Source organism: Streptomyces sp. SDT5-1 (genome assembly GCF_052245995.1).
GTDB lineage: Bacteria > Actinomycetota > Actinomycetes > Streptomycetales > Streptomycetaceae > Streptomyces.
The window spans coordinates 2,070,916-2,089,441 of the sequence record NZ_CM125963.1 but is presented as its reverse complement, the minus strand read 5'-3'; the positions used below and the strand labels follow the sequence as shown (position 1 = coordinate 2,089,441).

Annotated in this window: 16 protein-coding genes; 10 read left to right on the top strand and 6 right to left on the bottom strand. The window is 71.2% G+C overall.

What is annotated here, in order from left to right:
• Nucleotides 1-2: 2 nt before the first annotated feature.
• Genes ACTWJ8_RS09785 through ACTWJ8_RS09775 form a run of 3 tightly spaced genes read right to left on the bottom strand, consistent with a single transcriptional unit; the run spans nt 3 to nt 2,790 of the window.
• Nucleotides 3-965: a pseudouridine synthase gene (locus tag ACTWJ8_RS09785; protein ID WP_443263604.1), complete on the bottom strand. Its 963-nt coding sequence runs from the start codon at nt 963-965 to the stop codon at nt 3-5.
• A 25-nt stretch (nt 966-990) separates the two neighbouring features.
• The gene (locus ACTWJ8_RS09780; protein WP_356387381.1) at nt 991-1,830 is read right to left on the bottom strand and encodes a siderophore-interacting protein; all 840 of its coding nucleotides are present in this window, start codon (nt 1,828-1,830) and stop codon (nt 991-993) included.
• 51 nt (nt 1,831-1,881) lie between these two features.
• Nucleotides 1,882-2,790, bottom strand: coding sequence for a 5'-3' exonuclease (locus ACTWJ8_RS09775; protein WP_356387959.1), 909 nt, complete (start codon nt 2,788-2,790; stop codon nt 1,882-1,884).
• Between the two features lie 295 nt (nt 2,791-3,085).
• Between ACTWJ8_RS09775 and ACTWJ8_RS09770 the strand changes: the two genes are divergently transcribed.
• From ACTWJ8_RS09770 to ACTWJ8_RS09750, 5 genes are all read left to right on the top strand, one after another.
• Entirely contained in the window at nt 3,086-4,231 is a 1,146-nt protein-coding gene (locus ACTWJ8_RS09770) for a quaternary amine ABC transporter ATP-binding protein (RefSeq protein WP_356387958.1), read from the top strand.
• Nucleotides 4,224-6,833: an ABC transporter permease/substrate binding protein gene (locus tag ACTWJ8_RS09765; RefSeq protein ID WP_443263603.1), complete on the top strand. Its 2,610-nt coding sequence runs from the start codon at nt 4,224-4,226 to the stop codon at nt 6,831-6,833. The genes ACTWJ8_RS09770 and ACTWJ8_RS09765 overlap by 8 nt, the downstream gene beginning before the upstream one ends.
• A 204-nt stretch (nt 6,834-7,037) precedes the next feature.
• Complete coding sequence (locus ACTWJ8_RS09760) at nt 7,038-7,613, top strand: helix-turn-helix domain-containing protein (protein WP_356386053.1); 576 nt, start codon at nt 7,038-7,040, stop codon at nt 7,611-7,613.
• A gap of 11 nt (nt 7,614-7,624) precedes the next feature.
• Nucleotides 7,625-8,347 (top strand): helical backbone metal receptor, encoded by a 723-nt coding sequence (locus ACTWJ8_RS09755; protein ID WP_443263602.1) that lies wholly within the window; start codon nt 7,625-7,627, stop codon nt 8,345-8,347.
• On the top strand, nt 8,344-8,532 hold the full coding sequence (locus ACTWJ8_RS09750; protein WP_356386047.1) for a hypothetical protein: 189 nt from the start codon (nt 8,344-8,346) through the stop codon (nt 8,530-8,532). Before ACTWJ8_RS09755 ends, ACTWJ8_RS09750 begins: the two co-directional genes overlap by 4 nt.
• Here the strand turns inward: ACTWJ8_RS09750 and ACTWJ8_RS09745 are convergent.
• Nucleotides 8,522-9,622 (bottom strand): TDT family transporter, encoded by a 1,101-nt coding sequence (locus ACTWJ8_RS09745; protein WP_443263601.1) that lies wholly within the window; start codon nt 9,620-9,622, stop codon nt 8,522-8,524. The genes ACTWJ8_RS09750 and ACTWJ8_RS09745 overlap by 11 nt on opposite strands.
• A gap of 70 nt (nt 9,623-9,692) precedes the next feature.
• Here ACTWJ8_RS09745 and ACTWJ8_RS09740 point away from each other — a divergent pair, with 70 nt between their 5' ends.
• A complete protein-coding gene (locus tag ACTWJ8_RS09740) occupies nt 9,693-10,646 on the top strand; it encodes a LysR family transcriptional regulator (protein ID WP_356386043.1) in 954 nt (317 codons plus the stop codon).
• A 503-nt stretch (nt 10,647-11,149) separates the two neighbouring features.
• Here ACTWJ8_RS09740 and ACTWJ8_RS09735 read toward each other — a convergent pair.
• Nucleotides 11,150-11,848, bottom strand: coding sequence for a gamma-glutamyl-gamma-aminobutyrate hydrolase family protein (locus tag ACTWJ8_RS09735; protein ID WP_356386040.1), 699 nt, complete (start codon nt 11,846-11,848; stop codon nt 11,150-11,152).
• A 191-nt stretch (nt 11,849-12,039) separates the two neighbouring features.
• Here ACTWJ8_RS09735 and ACTWJ8_RS09730 point away from each other — a divergent pair, with 191 nt between their 5' ends.
• From ACTWJ8_RS09730 to ACTWJ8_RS09715, 4 genes are read left to right on the top strand one after another with little or no spacing between them, the layout of a single operon-like run.
• On the top strand, nt 12,040-13,404 hold the full coding sequence (locus ACTWJ8_RS09730) for a glutamine synthetase family protein (RefSeq protein WP_443263600.1): 1,365 nt from the start codon (nt 12,040-12,042) through the stop codon (nt 13,402-13,404).
• An 11-nt stretch (nt 13,405-13,415) separates the two neighbouring features.
• On the top strand, nt 13,416-14,771 hold the full coding sequence (locus tag ACTWJ8_RS09725; RefSeq protein WP_443263598.1) for an aldehyde dehydrogenase family protein: 1,356 nt from the start codon (nt 13,416-13,418) through the stop codon (nt 14,769-14,771).
• A 7-nt stretch (nt 14,772-14,778) separates the two neighbouring features.
• A complete protein-coding gene (locus ACTWJ8_RS09720; RefSeq protein ID WP_356386032.1) occupies nt 14,779-15,594 on the top strand; it encodes a 3-oxoacyl-ACP reductase in 816 nt (271 codons plus the stop codon).
• 43 nt (nt 15,595-15,637) lie between these two features.
• Nucleotides 15,638-16,924, top strand: coding sequence for a haloacid dehalogenase-like hydrolase (locus ACTWJ8_RS09715; RefSeq protein ID WP_356386029.1), 1,287 nt, complete (start codon nt 15,638-15,640; stop codon nt 16,922-16,924).
• A gap of 18 nt (nt 16,925-16,942) precedes the next feature.
• On the opposite strand, the gene ACTWJ8_RS09710 is transcribed toward ACTWJ8_RS09715, so the two are convergent.
• Nucleotides 16,943-18,145, bottom strand: a complete 1,203-nt coding sequence (locus ACTWJ8_RS09710) for an amino acid deaminase/aldolase (RefSeq protein WP_443263597.1) — start codon at nt 18,143-18,145, stop codon at nt 16,943-16,945.
• Between the last annotated feature and the right edge of the window lie 381 nt (nt 18,146-18,526).

Below are 18,526 nucleotides of genomic sequence, written 5' to 3'. Positions count from 1 at the left end.
GTCTAGGCGGGTCCCCGCTCCCACTCCTCGTACGAGGACCAGGCCGCGAGTCGCCGTCCGCTCACGAAGCGGTGCTCGCGGCCGGTCACCGGGTCCGTGAACTCCAGGGTCCGGGAGAGCAGTTGGAGGGGGCGGCGGAAGTCGTCGTCCGCCACCCGCTCGGTCTCGTACGGAAAGAGCGGATCGCCGAGGATCGGCAGGCCGGCGCGGTTCATGTGGAGGCGCAGCTGGTGCGTGCGGCCCGTGTGCGGGGTCAGGCGGTAGCGCCCCAACCCGCCCCGGTGCTCCGCGAGTTCGATGGTGCTCTCGGCGTTCGGTTCGCCGTCCGGCACCTCGAACGCGGCGAGCCTGCCGGGCACCTTCTCGATCCGGCCGCGCAGGGTGACGGGCAGCTCCACCGCCGGGTCGTACGCGGCGACCGCCTCGTACTCCTTGGTGACGCGGCGGTCGCGGAACAGGGTCTGGTAGCGGCCGCGCTCCTCGGGCCGCACCACGAACAGCACGAGCCCGGCCGTGAGGCGGTCGAGACGGTGGGCCGGGCTCAGCCGTTCGAGGCCGAGGTCGCGGCGGAGCCGGGCCAGCACCGTCTCGGTGACATGGCTGCCGCGCGGCGTCGTGGCGAGGAAGTGCGGCTTGTCCGCGATCACGATGTGCTCGTCGCGGTACACGACCTCGACGGGGAACGGCACGGGGACCTCGGGGGCGAGCTCCCGGTGGAACCAGACGCTGCCGCCCACCACATAAGGGCTGTCCGCGGTGACGGGGCGGCCGTCCGCCGTCACGAAGGCACCCCGGTCGATCATCCGGTCGATCACCGTCGCCTCCGCGGGCAGCCGCGCCACGAGGTGGTCCCGGACCGTGCCGCCCTCCCCGGCGCCCTCCGGCATCCGGACGCGCACGGCGTCGATGCCTTCGCGCTGCGGGAGCGGGGAGGGGGGAGGGGCGGGGCGCTTGCGTCGTCTCACATCGGGCAAGCGTACGGCGTACGGGTCAGGCCGAGGTCTCCTGCTCGGCCTCCACCTGCGCGTTCCAGTCGCGCTTCGAGGCCTGCCAGCCGTCCTCGTTGTGCCCGAGGCGCCAGTAGCCGGAGATCGACAGGTCCTCGCGGGGGATCTCCCGGTCGATCCGCAGATGGCGGCGCAGCTCCTTCACGAAGCCCGCCTCGCCGTGCACGAACACCTGCGGACGGCCCGCGGGGAAGTCGAGTCCTGTGACCGCCGCGATGAGCGCCTGGCCCACCGGGCGACCCGCGCGATGCAGCCAGGTGACCTCGACGGGGGAGTCGATCTTCTGCTCCTCCTCGGGGCCCTCCACCTCGATGAAGGCGTGCGCCCGCGCGCCCTCGGGCAGCGCTTCGAGGGCGGCGGCGATGGCCGGCAGGGCGCTCTCGTCACCGGCGATCAGATGCCAGTCCGCCGTGGCGTCCGGGTGGTAGGCGCCGCCGGGACCCATCAGGTGGATGGTCTCGCCGCCCTCGACGCGCGCGGCCCAGGGCCCGGCCAGGCCCTGGTCGCCGTGGACCACGAAGTCGAGGGTCAGCTCGAGCGCCTGCGGGTCCCAGGCACGCACCGTGTACGTACGCGTCACGGGCCACTGGTCGCGGGGGAGTTCCTCACGGATCCGCGCGATGTCGAACGGCTCGTCGTAGCTCACACCGGCCGGCGGGAAGAGCAACTTCACGTAGTGGTCGGTGTGTTCGAGCTCCCGAGGGAAGTCCGCGAGCCCCTCGCCGCCGAGCACCACCCGCCGCATGTGGGGCGTGAGGCTCTCGGCGCGCACGACCTGTGCGAAGCGGGCCTTGCGGGGCGGGCGTGCGGGGCGCTCGGCCATGTGGCGGTCTCCCTCGATCCACAGTTGGTTAGGTATACCTAAGCTAACACCTCATTCTGAGAGGGTGGTGAGAAGGCGCTGCAAAGAACCTCCCAAGCCCCACCGCTCCGCCAACGCGTCGAGCGCCTCGGCGTCGCGCGGCTCGCGCGGCAGCGCCGTGTCCACGTCCGGCAGCGGTACGTCGCCCGCGACGCGCACCACCGTCGGCGCCACCGCCAGATACGGGCGCGCCTCGTCGAGCCGCTTGCGCTGGGTCGGCGTCAGCTTCGACTTCGGGTCGTCGACGGCCGCCATGATCCCGGCCAGGTCCCCGTACTGCGCGAGCAGCTTCGCCGCCGTCTTCTCGCCGACACCGGGCACGCCCGGCAGACCGTCGCTCGGGTCGCCGCGCAGCAGCGCCATGTCCGCGTAGCCCGCGCCGTCCACCCCGTACTTCTCGCGGAGCAGGTCCTCGTCGGTGACCTGGAGCGTGCCGACGCCCTTGAGGGGATAGAGGACGCGCCGCTCCAGCTTGTCGTCGACCAGCTGGAACAGGTCCCGGTCGCCCGTGACGATGTCGACGGGGCCCTCGGCGCGCCCCGTGAACGTGCCGATCACGTCGTCCGCCTCGTACCCCTCCACGCCCACGCGCGCGATGCCCAGCGCGTCGAGGACCGACTCGATGACGGGGACCTGCGGCGAGAGGGTGTCGGGGATCTCCTCCTCGTCCGGCGTCCCGGCCGCCGTCTCCTCGGCGACCCGGTGCGCCTTGTACGAGGGGATGAGGTCGACGCGCCACTGCGGGCGCCAGTCCGCGTCCATGCACGCCACCAGATGGGTGGGGCGGTGGTCGTGCACGAGGCGGGTGATGAATTCGAGGAGTCCCCGCACCGCGTTCACCGGCGTGCCGTCCGGGGCCTTCACCGAGTCCGGCACCCCGAAGTAGGCCCGGAAGTACAGAGATGCGGTGTCGAGCAGCATCAGGCGCCGGTCCGCCGCCGCTCCTGTCGTGGATGTCGTCTGGGTCACGTTCGCATCATGCCTGACACCACTGACAGTCACCGAACGTGAGGGCGTGATCGTCATGAGTGAACACGCTGTGAACTGGGTAACTCCCCGGTTTGTTTCAGATAAACGAGGGCAGGCGCGGCCACGGAGCGGTGCCGGTTCGCACTTCAACCATTGAGGGGTGACCGGTCAAGCGGACGGATCCGTATCGCTCTACGGCCCGCCGGCGGGGGAGGCGGGCCGTGTTGTTTCGACCCGAGAGGTGTATGTGTCCAGGCTTGAAGCCGAAGACCTGTACAAGGTATTCGGCAGACGACCCGATGAGGCTGTGGAGAAACTCCGCAGCGGTGCAGACCGTGAGGAGCTGCGCGCCGAGGGAACCACCGCCGCTGTGATCGACGCGTCGTTCACGGTGGAGTCCGGCCAGATCTTCGTCGTCATGGGTCTGTCTGGTTCGGGGAAGTCCACTCTGTTGCGCATGCTGAACGGACTTCTGGAGCCGACCGCGGGACACGTCCGTTTCGACGGGCAGGATCTGACGGAGCTGGCTCCCAAGGAGCTGCGTGCGGTGCGTTCGCACAAGATCAGCATGGTGTTCCAGCACTTCGCGTTGTTCCCGCACCGTTCGGTGATGGAGAACGCCGCGTACGGGCTCGAGGTGCAGGGTGTGGCCCGTGCCGAGCGTGAGAAGCGGGCGGTCGAGGCGCTGGAGCTGGCGGGGCTGAAGGGCTGGGAGAAGTCCTTCCCCGACGAGCTGTCGGGCGGTATGCAGCAGCGTGTGGGTCTGGCCCGGGCGCTGGCCACGGACGCGGATCTGCTGCTGATGGACGAGTCCTTCAGCGCGCTGGACCCGCTGATCCGCCGCGACATGCAGGATCAGCTGCTTGAGCTGCAGAAGACGCTGAAGAAGACGATCGTCTTCATTACGCACGACCTCAATGAGGCGATGCGGCTGGGCGACAACATCGCGGTGATGCGCGACGGTCGGATCGTGCAGATCGGTTCGGCCGAGGACATCCTGGTCACGCCGGCCAACGATTACGTGGCCTCCTTCACGCAGGACGTGGACCGTTCCCGGGTGCTGAGCGCGCGGGCGATCATGGCGGAGCCGGAGGCGGGTTACACGCTGGCGAAGGCTCCGGCGAAGGTGCATCAGGATGCGCCGATCATCGATCTGTTCACGCCGTGCTCGATGAGTGAGATACCGGTGGCCGTGGTGGACGACGAGGGCGAGCTGCAGGGCGTCGTGCCCCGCGAGCGCCTCCTCGCCGTGCTCGGCGAGCCGATGAAGACCGTCGAGGACGACGCCGACAAGGGCGAGGCCGCAGGCGTCGTCGAGGACAAGCAGGACACCGTCCCCTCGCCGCACGGCGAGGGCGACGAGCCCGCCGAGAAGGTGAACGCCGGTGCCTAGGATTCCCTTCGGTGACTGGGTCAACGACGTCGTCCAGTGGATGCTGACCCACCTCGACTGGCTGTTCGGCTTCTTCGAGGACATCTTCAACGGCGTCTACAACGGCCTGAGCGACGTGCTCCAGGCCCCTGAGCCCCTCCTCATGGCGGGCATCTTCGCCGTGATCGCGTTCTGGCTGCGCGGCACGCTCGGCGGTGTCCTCACCTTCATCGGGTTCTGGTTCATCCAGAACCTGGAGCTGTGGGACGACGCGATGCTGACGCTGTCGCTCGTCCTCGTCTCGACGCTGATCGCGTTGATCATCGGTGTGCCGCTGGGTATCTGGGCGGCGCGTTCGAACCGGATCAGCAATCTGTTCCGTCCGGTCCTGGACCTGATGCAGACGCTGCCGGCGATGGTCTACCTGATCCCGGCGATCCTGTTCTTCGGTTCGGGTGCGCCCGCGGGCATCGTGGCGACGTTGATCTTCGCGGTGCCGCCGGGTGTGCGCATGACCGAGCTGGGCATCCGGCAGGTCGACAAGGAGCTGGTGGAGGCGGCCGACGCGTTCGGTACCAAGCCCAGCAACACGTTGTGGCGGGTGCAGCTGCCGCTGGCGCTGCCGACGATCATGGCGGGTGTCAACCAGGTCATCATGCTGGGTCTGTCGATGGCCGCGATCGCGGGCATGGTCGGTACCGGTGGTCTGGGCGGCGCGGTCAACGAGGCCATCGGCCAGCTGAATGTCGGTCTGGGTGCCGAGGCCGGTATCTCGATCGTGATCCTGGCGGTCTACCTGGACCGCATGACCAGCTCGCTGGGTCAGCAGGTGTCCCCGCTGGGCCGTCGTGCACTGGCGAAGCTGCGGGCCACGCACGGCCTGAAGATCTGGTCGTACCGTCCCCGTCCGGCCGTGGCCGTGATCGGTGTCGTCGTCCTCGCGCTCGTCGCGGGCGGCATGGGCATGTTCGGCCAGAACAGCGGCGGGGCCTCCCCGACCGCCGCCTCCACCAACGTGGGCCAGGGCAAGAAGATCTCCATCGGCTACATCCCCTGGGACGAGGGCGTCGCCTCCACGTTCCTGTGGAAGGAGATCCTCGAGCAGCGCGGCTTCAAGGTCGAGGCCAAGCAGTTCGACGCCGGCCCGCTGTACACCTCGCTCGCCAACGGCAGCGTGGACTTCCAGACCGACTCGTGGCTGCCGACGACGCACGCCCAGTACTGGAAGAAGTACGGCAAGAAGCTCGAGGACCTGGGCGCCTGGTACGGCCCGACGTCCCTGGAGCTGGCCGTCCCGTCCTACATGAAGGACATCAAGTCCATGGAGGACTTGAAGGGCCAGGCCGACAAGTTCGACGGCAAGATCACCGGCATCGAGGCGAGCGCCGGCGAGACGGGCCTGCTGAAGAGCAAGGTCCTCAAGGAGTACGGCCTCGACAAGGAGTACAAGGTCGTCGACAGCTCGACGCCGGCCATGCTGGCGCAGCTGAAGCGCGCGTACGCCGCCAAGAAGCCGATCGTGGTTCCGCTGTGGTCGCCGCACTGGGCGTACAACGACTACAAGCTGACCAAGCTCAAGGACCCGAAGGGTGCCTGGGGCAAGGGCGACGGCGTGCACTCGCTGGCCCGCAAGGGCTTCGGGAAGGAGTTCCCCGAGGTCGACAAGTGGGTCAAGAACTTCAAGATGAGCGAGAAGCAGCTCACGAGTCTTGAGGCCGAGATCAACAAGGCCGGCAAGGGCAAGCAGCAGGACGCCGTCAAGACGTGGCTGAAGCAGAACCCCGGCTTCGTCGACAAGGTCGCCCCGGTCAAGCAGGGCACCCCGGCCGAGGCCAAGCGCCCGGTGAACGTCGCCTGGTTCCCCTGGGACGAGGACATCGCCGTCACGCACCTCTGGAAGCACGTTCTGGAGAAGAAGGGCTACAAGCTCAACCTGAAGCAGATGGAGGTCGGCCCGGTCTACACGAGCCTCGCCTCCGGCGACATCGACGTGAACTTCGACGCCTGGCTGCCGCACGCCCAGTCCAACTACTGGAACAAGAACAAGAAGAACCTCAAGGACCTGGGCAGCTGGTACAGCCCGACCTCCCTCGAGGTCTCGGTTCCTTCCTACGTGAAGGGCGTCAAGTCCTACGAGGACCTGAAGGGCAAGTCGAAGCTCTTCGACGGGAAGATCGTCGGTATCGAGGCCGGTACCGGTGAGATGAACCTCCTGAAGAAGGACGTGCTCCCGGCCTACGGCCTGGACAAGGAGTACAAGGTCGTCGACGGCTCCACGCCGGCGATGCTGGCGCAGCTGAAGCGCGCGTACGCCAAGAAGGAGCCGATCGCGGTCGTGCTCTGGTCCCCGCACTGGGCGTACAGCGACTACAAGCTGACGAAGCTGAAGGACTCCAAGAAGGCCTGGGGTCCCGGCGACAAGATCCGCACGATCTCGAACAAGGACTTCCCCAGCAAGTACCCGCAGCTCACGAAGTGGTTCAAGAACTTCAAGATGAGCGAGGACGAGCTGGCGAGCCTGGAGTCCGAGATCAAGAGCGCGGGCCAGGGCCACGAGGAGGACGCCGTGTCCAAGTGGCTCGAGACGCACCAGGACGTCGAGAAGCGGATGACCGCTTCCTGACCTCCGTAGAGGCGTGAACGACCGTGAGGGGCGGGTTCCCATGAGGGAGCCCGCCCCTCACGGCATGTCCGGGGACGTGCCCGGGCCCGATCGTGACCCACCGCTTTCCCCCGCTCACATGAAACCGTGGGGTGAACATGCGTAGGGTGCTGTCAAACGAACAGGACAGCAGCACGGCGCGACCGGCGGGAGGGAGCGGAAGCCATGGACGAACACAAGGAATCACTGCGCGTGGGCGCGGCCGTCCGGCGCCGCCGCCGTGCGCTCGAGCTGACCCTTTCGGCCGTCGCCGAGCGCAGCGGGCTCTCCGTGCCGTTCCTCAGCCAGGTCGAGAACGAGCGGGCGAGGCCCAGCCGCCGCTCCCTGGAGAAGGTGGCCGACGCGCTCGGCACCACCGCCGTCGAACTCCTCGCCGCCGCCGACCCGGCCCGCACCGTCGACCTGGTGCGCGCCGACGACCCCACCGCGGCCGATGACGGCACGGACTTCGTCGTACGGTCCCTGGTCCGCGGCCACCACCAGATGAACGCCCAGGAATTCGTCGGCGACCACGACCCGGGCCGCGAGTTCCAGCTCCGCAACGACGTGCTGATGCACGTCACCGAGGGCGCCGTCGAGGTCGAGGCGGAGGGCCGCGCCTACCGGCTGGTGCGCGGCGACACCCTGTACCTGACCGGCGGCGTGCGGCACCGGTGGCGGGCGACCGTGCCGGACGCGCGGGTGCTCGTCGTCGCGGTCGCCGAGCACATCGACGCGGTCGACGAGCCGGGCCCGAAGTAGGCCCGGCCGCCGTGCGCGTCGTCTCGCTCGTGCCGTCCCTGACCGAGGCGGTCGCCGTCACGCTGCCCGGGGTGCTCGTCGGCGCGACCGACTGGTGCACGCATCCCGCGGACCTGGCGGTGGCCCGGATCGGCGGCACCAAGAACCCCGACGTCCCGGCGATCGTCGCGCTCCGCCCCGACCTCGTCGTCGCCAACGAGGAGGAGAACCGCCCCGCCGACCTCGCCGCCCTGCGCGCCGCGGGCATCGAGGTCCTCGTCACGGAGGTGCGTGAACTGCCGCAGGCCGTACGGGAGTTGGGCCGGGTGCTGCGGGCGTGCGGGGCGGCCGGGCGGCCCGGCTGGCTGGACGAGGCGGAGGCCGCGTGGGCCGAACTCCCGGTGCCCGGACGCCGGTCGACGGCCGTCGTGCCGATCTGGCGGCGGCCGTGGATGGTGCTCGGCCGCGACACCTTCGCCGGGGACCTGCTGGCGCGGCTCGGCGTGGACAACCTGTACGCCGGCCACGCCGAGCGCTACCCGCGGATCCCGCTCGACGAACTCCGCGCGCGCGAGCCGGACGTCGTGGTCCTCCCGGACGAGCCGTACCGCTTCACGGTGGACGACGGCCCCGAATGCTTCGACTCCCCTTCGGCCCTCGTCAGCGGCCGCCACCTGACCTGGTACGGCCCGTCGTTGACGGAGGCGGCGGCCGTGCTCGGCGGGGTGCTTTCGCGCGCGGCGGGGGAGCGGTGAGCAGGCGTAGGTACGTGGCCCGCGGGGTGCCCGGCGGCTACCGGATCTGGGACAACCGGGGCAGGCGCTGGTGGGGCGACCTGTACGAGCTGTGCCCCGACGACCTGCTGACCGAGCTCAACGGGGCGGCGGACCCGGCCCGCCTCTCGGCGCTGCTCAAGCGGTACCGGGCGCTCAAGCGCTGACAGGGGCCGGGGCGGGGGACGCGGGGCGGGATGGCAGCAGGCGGCCCGTCAGGAGGCCGCGGGCCGTGTGGCCCGCCGCCAGCGTCCAGGCCGTGACCAGGCCCGCGTACAGCGCCAGCGCGAGGGCGTCGAAGGCCGCGAGGCCCGTGTGCGCGCCCAGGCCCTCCGCGCCCGTCACGCACGTGCCGAGCGGGAAGGTGAACGCCCACCACGTCATCGCGAACCCCATGCCCCGTCGCCGCGCCCGCACCACCATCGCAAGGGCGAGCGCCAGCCACATCAGGGCGAAGCCCATCACCGGCGCCCCGTACAGGACGGCGAACGCCGGGAAACCGTGCGCGTACGAGGTGGGGAGCACGCCCGGCGCGGCGTCGGCGAACTTGTTCGCGGCGGTCGTCGACTGGCCCAGCGGGCCGAGCACCAGGAACAGCGTCGGCGTGAGCGCCAGGGGCAGCGGACCCGCCGTGACGAGCCGCGCGAAGATCACCGGCAGCATCACCAGGGTCGCCAGCAGGCTCACGCCGAACATCGCGCAGCAGGCCAGGAGCAGCGTCTGCTGCGCCTGCCCGGCCGGCAGACGCGGTACGAGGAGCGGACCCACGGCCGCCGACACCATCGGCGCGACCACCGGAAGCAGCCACACCGGAGACGCCTCGTCGGCGGCGATCCGGTGCCGGACCACCATCAGGTACGGGATGGCGACCGCGGCGCCGAGGCCGACGACCGTGCCGGCCGTGAACAGGACGGCGTCCACGGCGACCGCCGCGGGCTCGCCGATCCAGTCCCGGCCGACGAGCAGCGTGCCCGCGCCCACCGCGAGGAGCGCCATCGACAGACAGCCGTAGAACGGCGCGGCGGCCGGGTCGAGCAACTGCTCCCTCGCCCGGTCGGAGTGGTGCCGCCAGTGCAGGGCGCGGGCGGCCAGGAGGACCAGCAGCAGCACGAACGACAGGGCCCACACCGCCGTGAGCGCCGACCGCAGGCCCGGAATCCGTACGGGCAGCGTGGCGCCCGCGTTCGCGACGATGGCGGTGCCCATGACGGACGCGTACCAGTTGGGTCCGAGCTGTCGGACGGCGGCGGTGACCATGGTCCTACGGTCCCGCCCGACGAAGGCCCCCACCAGGGACGTTCCCGCTATGAGGGCATAACCTGGGCTTATGAGCCAGGAGGAGACGCCGGACACGGCCGCGACAGGGATCACCGAGCACGCGACGGACGCGGGACTCGCCCACCGGGTGCCCGAACTCGGCGCGCTGCAACTGCTCCTCGCCGTCGCCCGGCTCGGCAGCCTCGGCGCCGCCGCCCGCGCCCTCGGCATCACGCAGCCCGCCGCGAGCAGCCGGATCCGGTCCATGGAGCGGCAGCTCGGGCTCGCGCTCGTCGACCGGTCGCCGCGCGGCTCCCGGCTCACCGACAGCGGCGCGCTCGTCACGGACTGGGCGCGGCCCATCGTCGAGGCGGCGGAACAGTTCGACGCGGGGGCGTCCGCGCTGCGGGACCGGCGGGACTCGCGGCTGCGGGTCGCGGCGAGCATGACGATCGCCGAGTATCTGCTGCCGCGCTGGCTGATCGCGCTGCGCGCCGAACGGCCCGACACGGCGGTGTCGCTGCTCGCCGGGAACTCGACGGTGGTCGCGGAGCGGCTGCTCGGCGGGGAGGCGGACCTCGGGTTCGTGGAGGGGGTCTCCGTGCCCGCGGGGCTCGACTCGGCGGTCATCGCGCACGACCGGCTGATCGTGGTCACGGCCCCGGGGCATCCGTGGTCGCGGCGGCGCAAGCCCCTCGCGGCGGAGGAGCTGGCGGCGACGCCGCTCATCCTGCGCGAGGAGGGGTCGGGGACGCGGCAGGTCCTCGACGCCGCGCTCGGCGGGCTCGCGCGACCGTTGATCGAGCTGTCGTCGACGACCGCGGTGAAGTCGGCGGCGGTGAGCGGGGCGGGGCCCTCCGTGTTGAGCGAGCTCGCGGTGGGGGAGGAGCTGGCGGCGCGGCGCCTCGTGGAGATTCCGTTGGAGGGGGCGAGGCTGGCGCGCGATTTGCGGGCGGTGTGGACGACGGGGCATCGGCCGGTCGGCCCGGCGAGGGACCTGCTGTCGCTGACCCGTTCAGGTTGACCGGCACCGGGGTTGCGCTCCTGGGGGCCCTGCCCCCGGGCCCCCGCCACACACCGGGCTTGACGTCACGGGGCTCCGCCCCGGGCCCCGCGCCTCAATCGCCGGCGGGGCTTGGTGTGTGTTGCTCGCCGCCGATGCGTCCTGGGGCTCTGCCCCCGGGTCCCGGCCGCACACCGGGGTTGACGTCGCGGGGCTCTGCCCCGGGCCCCGCGCCTCAATCGCCGGCGGGGCTTGGTGTGTGTTGCTCGCCGCCGATGCGTCCTGGGGCCCTGTCCCCGGGTCCCGGCCGCACACCGGGGTTGACGTCGCGGGGCTCTGCCCCGGGCCCCGCGCCTCAATCGCCGGCGGGGCTAGATTTGTCTCGCCCGCCGCCGATGCGCCCTGGGGCTCTGCCCCAGACCCCGCTGCTCAATCGCCGCAGGGGCTTGATTTGCCGAACCGGGGCTGCCCCCCCCACCGCACCGCACACGCCGAAGCGCCCCCGGCGGGACGGGAGTTGAGGGTTAGAAGCCGTGGGGGGTGCCGGCTGCGCGGATGAGGCCGTCCGTGAGGCGCGCGTCCTCGCCCATCTCGGGGTGCCACTGGACGCCCATCACCCAGGACATGCCGGGGAGTTCGACCGCCTCGACCGTGTCGTCGTCCGCGTGGGCCGAGGCGACCAGGCCCTTGCCGAGGCGGTCGACGCACTGGTGGTGGTAGGTCGGGACCTCGGTGGGTTCCGGGACGAGGTCGCCGTAGCGGGTGCCGGGCACCGGGGTGACGGTGTGGGTGCCGAAGACGCCCGTCTCCTTCACGTGGCCCTCGATGTGCTGCGTCAGCGTCCCGCCGAGCGCGACGTTGAGGAGCTGCATGCCGCGGCAGATGCCGAGCAGCGGCGTGCCGGACGTCAACGCCGCCCGGATCAGGGCCAGTTCCCACGCGTCCCGCTCCGCCGCCGCGGGCCCGGTGCGCGGGTCGCGCTCCGCGCCGTACCGGGCGGGGTCCACGTCGGCGCCGCCCGCCACGATCACCCCGTCGAGCCGCGCCACGACCGACGGCGCGTGCTTCGGGTCGTCCGGGGGCGTCATCGCGGCGAGGCCGCCCGAGCGCTGCACCAGGCGCGGGTAGCCCGCGGGCAGCAGCGCCGCCGGCAACTCCCAGATGCCCCAGGCGGCCTTGTCCTCCAGGTAGGTGCTGATGCCGATCAGCGGCCTGCTCACCATGGTGCGCGCTCCCCGATGCCGTACGTGCCGAGCACCCGAGCGTACGAGATCGCGCGGCGCCGCACCGGGGCGTTCAGCATGCGGGCAGCGCCACCGGGGCAGTGTCCTTGCGGCGTGCCCCGTGGCTGCTTCCCTGGTGGCGGTGCGGAGATTACGTTGTGGCTTCCGGTTGACCTGAGGAGGAACGTCCCGTGGCAGACCGCACACCCCCGCTGAGCGTGGAGGAGCTGCACGCCCTCGTCCGCAGCGGAGAGCTCGACACCGTGGTCCTCGCGTTCCCCGACATGCAGGGCCGGCTCCAGGGCAAGAGGTTCGCCGCCCGCTTCTTCCTCGACGAGGTGCTCGAACACGGCACGGAGGGCTGCAACTATCTGCTCGCCGTCGACACCGACATGAACACCGTCGACGGCTACGCGATGTCCTCCTGGGAGCGCGGCTACGGCGACTTCGCCATGCGTCCCGACCTGTCCACGCTGCGCCGCGTGCCGTGGAACCCGGGCACCGCCATGGTCACCGCCGACCTCGCCTGGGAGGACGGCTCCCCGGTCGTCGCCGCGCCCCGGCAGATCCTGCGCCGCCAGCTCGACCGGCTCGCAGAGCTCGGGCTCACCGCCCAGGTCGGCACCGAGCTCGAGTTCATCGTCTTCAAGGACACGTACGAGCAGGCGTGGGACGCCAATTACCGGGGCCTGACCCCGGCCAACCAGTACAACATCGACTACTCCGTGCTCGGGACCGGGCGGATCGAGCCGCTGCTGCGCCGCATCCGTACGGAGATGGCCGGCGCGGGGCTCACCGTCGAGTCCGCCAAGGGGGAGTGCAATCCGGGGCAGCACGAGATCGCCTTCCGCTACGACGAGGCCCTCGTCACCTGCGACCAGCACGCCATCTACAAGACGGGCGCCAAGGAGATCGCCGCGCAGGAGGGCTGCTCGCTCACCTTCATGGCGAAGTACAACGAGCGGGAGGGGAACTCCTGCCACGTGCATCTCTCGCTCGCCGACGCCGACGGCGCGAACGTGATGGCGGGTCCTGGCGGTGACGGCATGTCCGAGGTCATGCGGCAGTTCCTCGCCGGGCAGCTCGCCGCGCTGCGCGAATTCTCCCTCCTGTACGCGCCGAACATCAACTCCTACAAGCGGTTCCAGCCAGGCTCCTTCGCGCCGACCGCCGTCGCCTGGGGGCACGACAACCGCACCTGCGCGCTGCGCGTCGTCGGCCACGGCCGCTCGACCCGCTTCGAGAACCGGCTGCCGGGCGGTGACGTGAATCCGTATCTCGCCGTCGCCGGGCTCGTGGCGGCGGGGCTGTACGGCGTCGAGAACAAGCTGTCCCTTCCCGAGGCCTGTACGGGCAATGCCTACACCGGCGGCTACGAGCACGTGCCCGCCACCCTGCGCGAGGCCGCCGAGCTGTGGGAGAACAGCCCGATCGCCAAGGCCGCCTTCGGGGACGAGGTCGTCGCCCACTATCGCAACATGGCGCGCGTCGAACTCGACGCCTACGACGCCGCCGTGACCGACTGGGAACTCCGCCGGGGATTCGAGAGGCTGTGAAAGGGAGCGCATTGCTGCACGTACTGAACCCGGCCACGGAGGAACACGTGGCCACCGTCCCGTCCGTCACCCGCGCCGACGTCGACACCGCCGTCGTCCGCGCCACCGGGGCCCAGCGCGCCTGGGCCGCGGCCGCCCCCGCCGACCGGGCCCGCCTGCTGCGCCGATTCGCGGCCGTCGTCGACGAACACCTCGAGGAACTCGCCCAGTTGGAGGTCCGCGAGGCGGGCCACCTCATCGGCAACGCCCGCTGGGAGGCCGGCAACGTACGCGATCTCCTCGACTACGCGGCCGGGGGAGTGGAAAGGCTGACAGGACGCCAGATCCCGGTGCCCGGCGGGCTCGACGTCACCCTGCTCGAACCGCTCGGCGTCGTCGGCGTCATCGCGCCGTGGAACTTCCCGATGCCGATCGCCGCCTGGGGCACCGCCCCGGCCCTCGCCGCGGGCAACGCGGTGCTCCTCAAGCCCGCGGAGACCACCCCGCTCACCGCCCTGCGGCTCGCCGAACTCGCCCTGGAGGCAGGGATTCCCGAGGGCGTCTTCCAGGTCCTTCCGGGCGAGGGGACCGTCACGGGCGACGCCCTCGTCGAGCACCCGGGCGTCGCGAAGATCGTGTTCACCGGGTCCACGCGCGTCGGCAAGCAGATCATGGCCAAATGCGCCGACCAGGTGAAGCGCGTGACCCTCGAACTCGGCGGCAAGAACCCGAACATCGTCTTCGCCGACGCCGACCTCGAGGCCGCCGCGCTCGCCACTCCGATGTCCTTCCTCGACAACGCGGGACAGGACTGCTGCGCCCGCACCCGCATCCTCGTCCAGCGGTCCGTGTACGAGCGGTACCTGGAGCTGCTCGCCCCGGCCGTCGAATCGGTCGTCGTCGGCGACCCGGCCGACGAGAAGACGCAGATGGGGCCGCTCATCTCCAAGGCCCAGCTGGAGCGGGTGCGCTCCTACGTCCCGCTGTGCGAGCCCGCGATCCGGGGCGTGGCCCCGCAGGGCCCCGGATTCTGGTTCCCGCCCACCGTCCTCACCGGCTCCGCCCCCGACGCCCGCGCCGCCGTCGAGGAGGTCTTCGGCCCGGTCGCCGTCGTCCTCCCCTTCGACGACGAGGCCGACGCCGTGCGGCTCGCGAACGCCACCGACTACGGTCTCTCCGGCTCGATCTGGACCCGCGACGTGGGCCGCGCGCTGCGCGTCTCCCAGGCCGTCCGCGCCGGGAACCTCTCCGTCAACTCGCATGCCAGCGTGCGCTACTGGACCCCGTTCGGCGGCTACCAGCAGTCCGGGCTCGGCCGCGAACTCGGGCCCGACGCCCTCGCCGCCTTCACCGAGACCAAGAACGTCTTCATCAGCACGGAGGCCTGAACCCCTTATGAGCGAAGAGACTGCTACATCTCCTGGGGGTTCCCCCCAGACCCCCGGCTGCCGCCGCCTCGTCGGCCGCACCGCCGTGATCACCGGCGCGGGCAGCGGCATCGGCCTCGCCACCGCGCGCCGCCTCGCCTCCGAGGGCGCCCGCGTCGTCTGCGGCGACATCGACCCGGTGGCGGGGAAGAAGGCCGCCGACGAGGTCGGCGGCACCTTCGTCCAGGTCGACGTCACCGACGCCGAGCAGGTCGAGGCGCTGTTCAAGGCCGCGTACGACACCTACGGCAGCGTCGATGTCGCGTTCAACAACGCGGGCATCTCGCCGCCCGACGACGACTCCATCCTCGACACCGGCCTCGAGGCGTGGAAGCGGGTTCAGGACGTCAACCTCACTTCCGTGTACCTGTGCTGCAAGGCGGCCATCCCGTACATGCGGCGGCAGGGCAGGGGCTCCATCATCAACACGGCGTCGTTCGTCGCCCGGATGGGCGCCGCCACCTCGCAGATCTCGTACACCGCCTCCAAGGGCGGCGTCCTCGCCATGTCACGGGAGCTGGGCGTGCAGTTCGCGCGCGAGGGCATCCGGGTCAACGCCCTGTGCCCCGGCCCGGTGAACACCCCGCTCCTCCAGGAGCTGTTCGCGAAGGACCCGGAGCGGGCGGCGCGCCGGCTCGTGCACATCCCGGTCGGCCGGTTCGCCGAGGCGACCGAGATCGCGGCGGCCGTCGCCTTCCTCGCCAGCGACGACGCGGCATTCGTGAACGCCACCGACTTCCTGGTCGACGGAGGCATTTCCGGCGCGTACGTGACACCGGTGTGAGAACCCTGTGAGCATCGCGCTCACGCGTGTACGGTCCACTCACATGCGTAACAGACATGTTGCCGCGTGGACCTCGGTCGCGGCCGCCGCCCTGATGGCGGCCGCGAGCCTCACCACACCCGCGGCCGCCGCCACGTCCGCACAGCCGGCCTCCGCGCACTGCCCCCAGCTCTCGGAAAAGCTGCCCTGGTACGGCCAGAACCGGGCCAAGCTCCAGCGCATGATCGACGAGCGGGGAATCTGCGGCGGGCACAAGGGCCCGCGTCCCGTCGCCGCGTTCGACTGGGACAACACCGTCAGCAAGAACGACGTCACCGACGCGACCATCGCCTGGTCGCTCAGGCACGACAAGATCCTGCGGCCCGCGAGCTGGAAGAAGACCAGCAAGTGGATGACCGACGACGCCGACAAGGCGCTCACCGCCGCCTGCGGCACCGACGTCCCCGTCGGCGCCCCGCTCCCCACCTCCACCGACACCGACTGCACGGACGAGATCTTCAACATCCGTGAGTCGGGCAAGACGATGAGCGGCGCCGCCGCCTTCGCGGGCGAGTGGAACCACCGCCGCACCGTGCCCCAGTACGCCTGGGTGCCCCAGCTCTTCGCGGGCCACACCGTCCCCGAACTGGAGTCGTACGCCGCCGCCGCACGCGAGGAGGCGCTCGCCGCGCCCGTCGGCGCCACGCAGAAGCTGGGCACGCACACCATCCCCGGCTACGTGCGCTACTACGAGCAGCAGCGCGACCTCATCCGCACGCTCCAGCGGGCCGGATTCGACGTCTACATCGTGTCCGCAGGGTCCGAACCGGTGACCGAGGTCTGGTCGAAGGGCGTCGGCATCGACCGCGACCACACCATCGCGATCCGTTCCGTCCTGGACTCCCGGGGCCGCATCACCACGTACAACGAGGGCTGCGGCGGCGTCGGCGCGAACCAGGGCGAGGCCATCCCGTACATCGACGGCAAGCGCTGCTGGATCAACCAGGACATCTTCCACATCAAGGGGAAGGCGGCCTGGGAGAAGCAGAAGTGGGGCAAGCGCATCGCGCTCGGCGGCGGTGACGCCGACACCGACGTGACCTTCGTCGGCGACGCCACCGGCGCCCACCTCGTCCTCAACCGCAACAAGCCCGAGATCATGTGCCGGGCCTACGACAACGCCGACGGACGCTGGGTCGCCAACCCGATGTTCATCGAGCCGCTGCCGCAGAAGTCGGGCACGTACCCGTGCTCCACGGCCGGTTACAACAAGCCGGAGGGCGGCTTCGGCCCGCTGCTCAGGGACGACGGCTCGGTCGTCCCCGACCAGGTCGACTCCATCCACGGATAGGTCCACCGGAGGCGGGGGCTACAGGAACGTGTAGCCCTCGCCCCGGTACGTCGGCACCGTCTCCACGACGCGGTCGCCCGACACCAGGTGCAGCGTCTCGAACCGCTCGCACAGCTCCCCGGCCTTCGCGTGCCGGAACCACACCTTGTCCCCGATCAGCAGATCGTCCGCCGCCGAACCGAGCAGCGGCGTCTGCACCTCGCCCGGCCCCTCCTGCGCGTCGTAGCGCAGCCCCTCCGGCAGATACGGCACCGGCAGCCGGTCAGCGCCCGCCGCACCGGAGGCCGGATACCCGCCACCGAGCACGGTGACGACACCGACGCCCGGCCTGCGCACCACGGGCTGCGCGAACAGCGCGGCGGGGCGCCCCGTGAACGACGTGTAGTTGTCGAAGAGCCGCGGGACGTAGAGCCCCGAACCCGCCGCGATCTCGGTCACGGCCGCCTCCGCCGCCGTGTGCTGCACGCTCCCCGTGCCGCCCCCGTTCACGAACTCCAGGTCGGGCGCCACGGACCGCACCGCCCGCACCACCTCGGCCCGCCGCACCGCCAGCTCCTTGCGGGCCGCGCCCTGCATCAGCCGGATCGCCCGCGAGCGCACGGGACGCCCGGCCAGCGAGTCCCCGACGCCCGCGACATGACCCTCGTACGCCATGAGCCCCGCGAGCCGGAATCCCGGGCGACGGGTCACGACGCGGGCCAGGTCCGCGAGTTGGGACGGCGTACGCAGCGGGGACCTGAGCGCGCCGATCCTGACCCGGCCGCCGAGCGTCCGCCACGACGTGTCCAGCTCCAGGCAGACCCGGATCTCCTCCCGGCCCCCGTCCCGCGCGCCCTCGATGAGCCGGAGCTGCGCCGGGTCGTCGACCATCACGGTCACGGCGGCCGCCAGCTTCGGGTCGTGCGCCAGCTCCGCGAAACCGGAGCGGTCGGCGGACGGATAGGCGAGCAGCACGTCCTCGAACCCGGAGCGCGCGAGCCACAGCGACTCGGCGAGGGTGAACGACATGATCCCGGCGAACCCCGGCCTCGTGAGCACCCGCTCCAACAGGGCGCGGGAGCGCACGGACTTGCTGGCGACCCGGATCGGCTTGCCTGCGGCCCGGCGCACCAGGTCGTCGGCGTTCGCGTCGAACGCGTCGAGGTCGACGATCGCCAGAGGGGCGTCGAGATGAGCGGTGGCCCGGTCGTACCGGGCCCGATCGGCGGCGCGCGGTGTCATGGCCGAAGCCTGCCAGACAGGATTACCGCAGGGTAGGGGGACGGATGGTGATGGAACGGTCGATCCCGTGTGCGGGTCGCGCCGCGACCTCGCCGCGCCCGTTAGAGTGACGCGCAGGTTTGCTCGAGAAGACGGGGGAGGCATGAGCACGCAGGCCCGACGCGTCCCACCGCGCCCCACCACGCCTCCCACCCCCACCCAACTTCCCCCCACGGCCCCACCGTTGCCTCCCACACCCCCGCCTCCGTCCCCGTCGACGCGCCTCCCGGACGCACCTCCGGCCTCCACCGGCACCCCTCTCCCGCCTGAGGTCCCCGCCGTCGAGTCGACGACACGTCTGCGCCCGGTGCCGCCGACTGCGGGTGGGCAGAATCAAGCCCC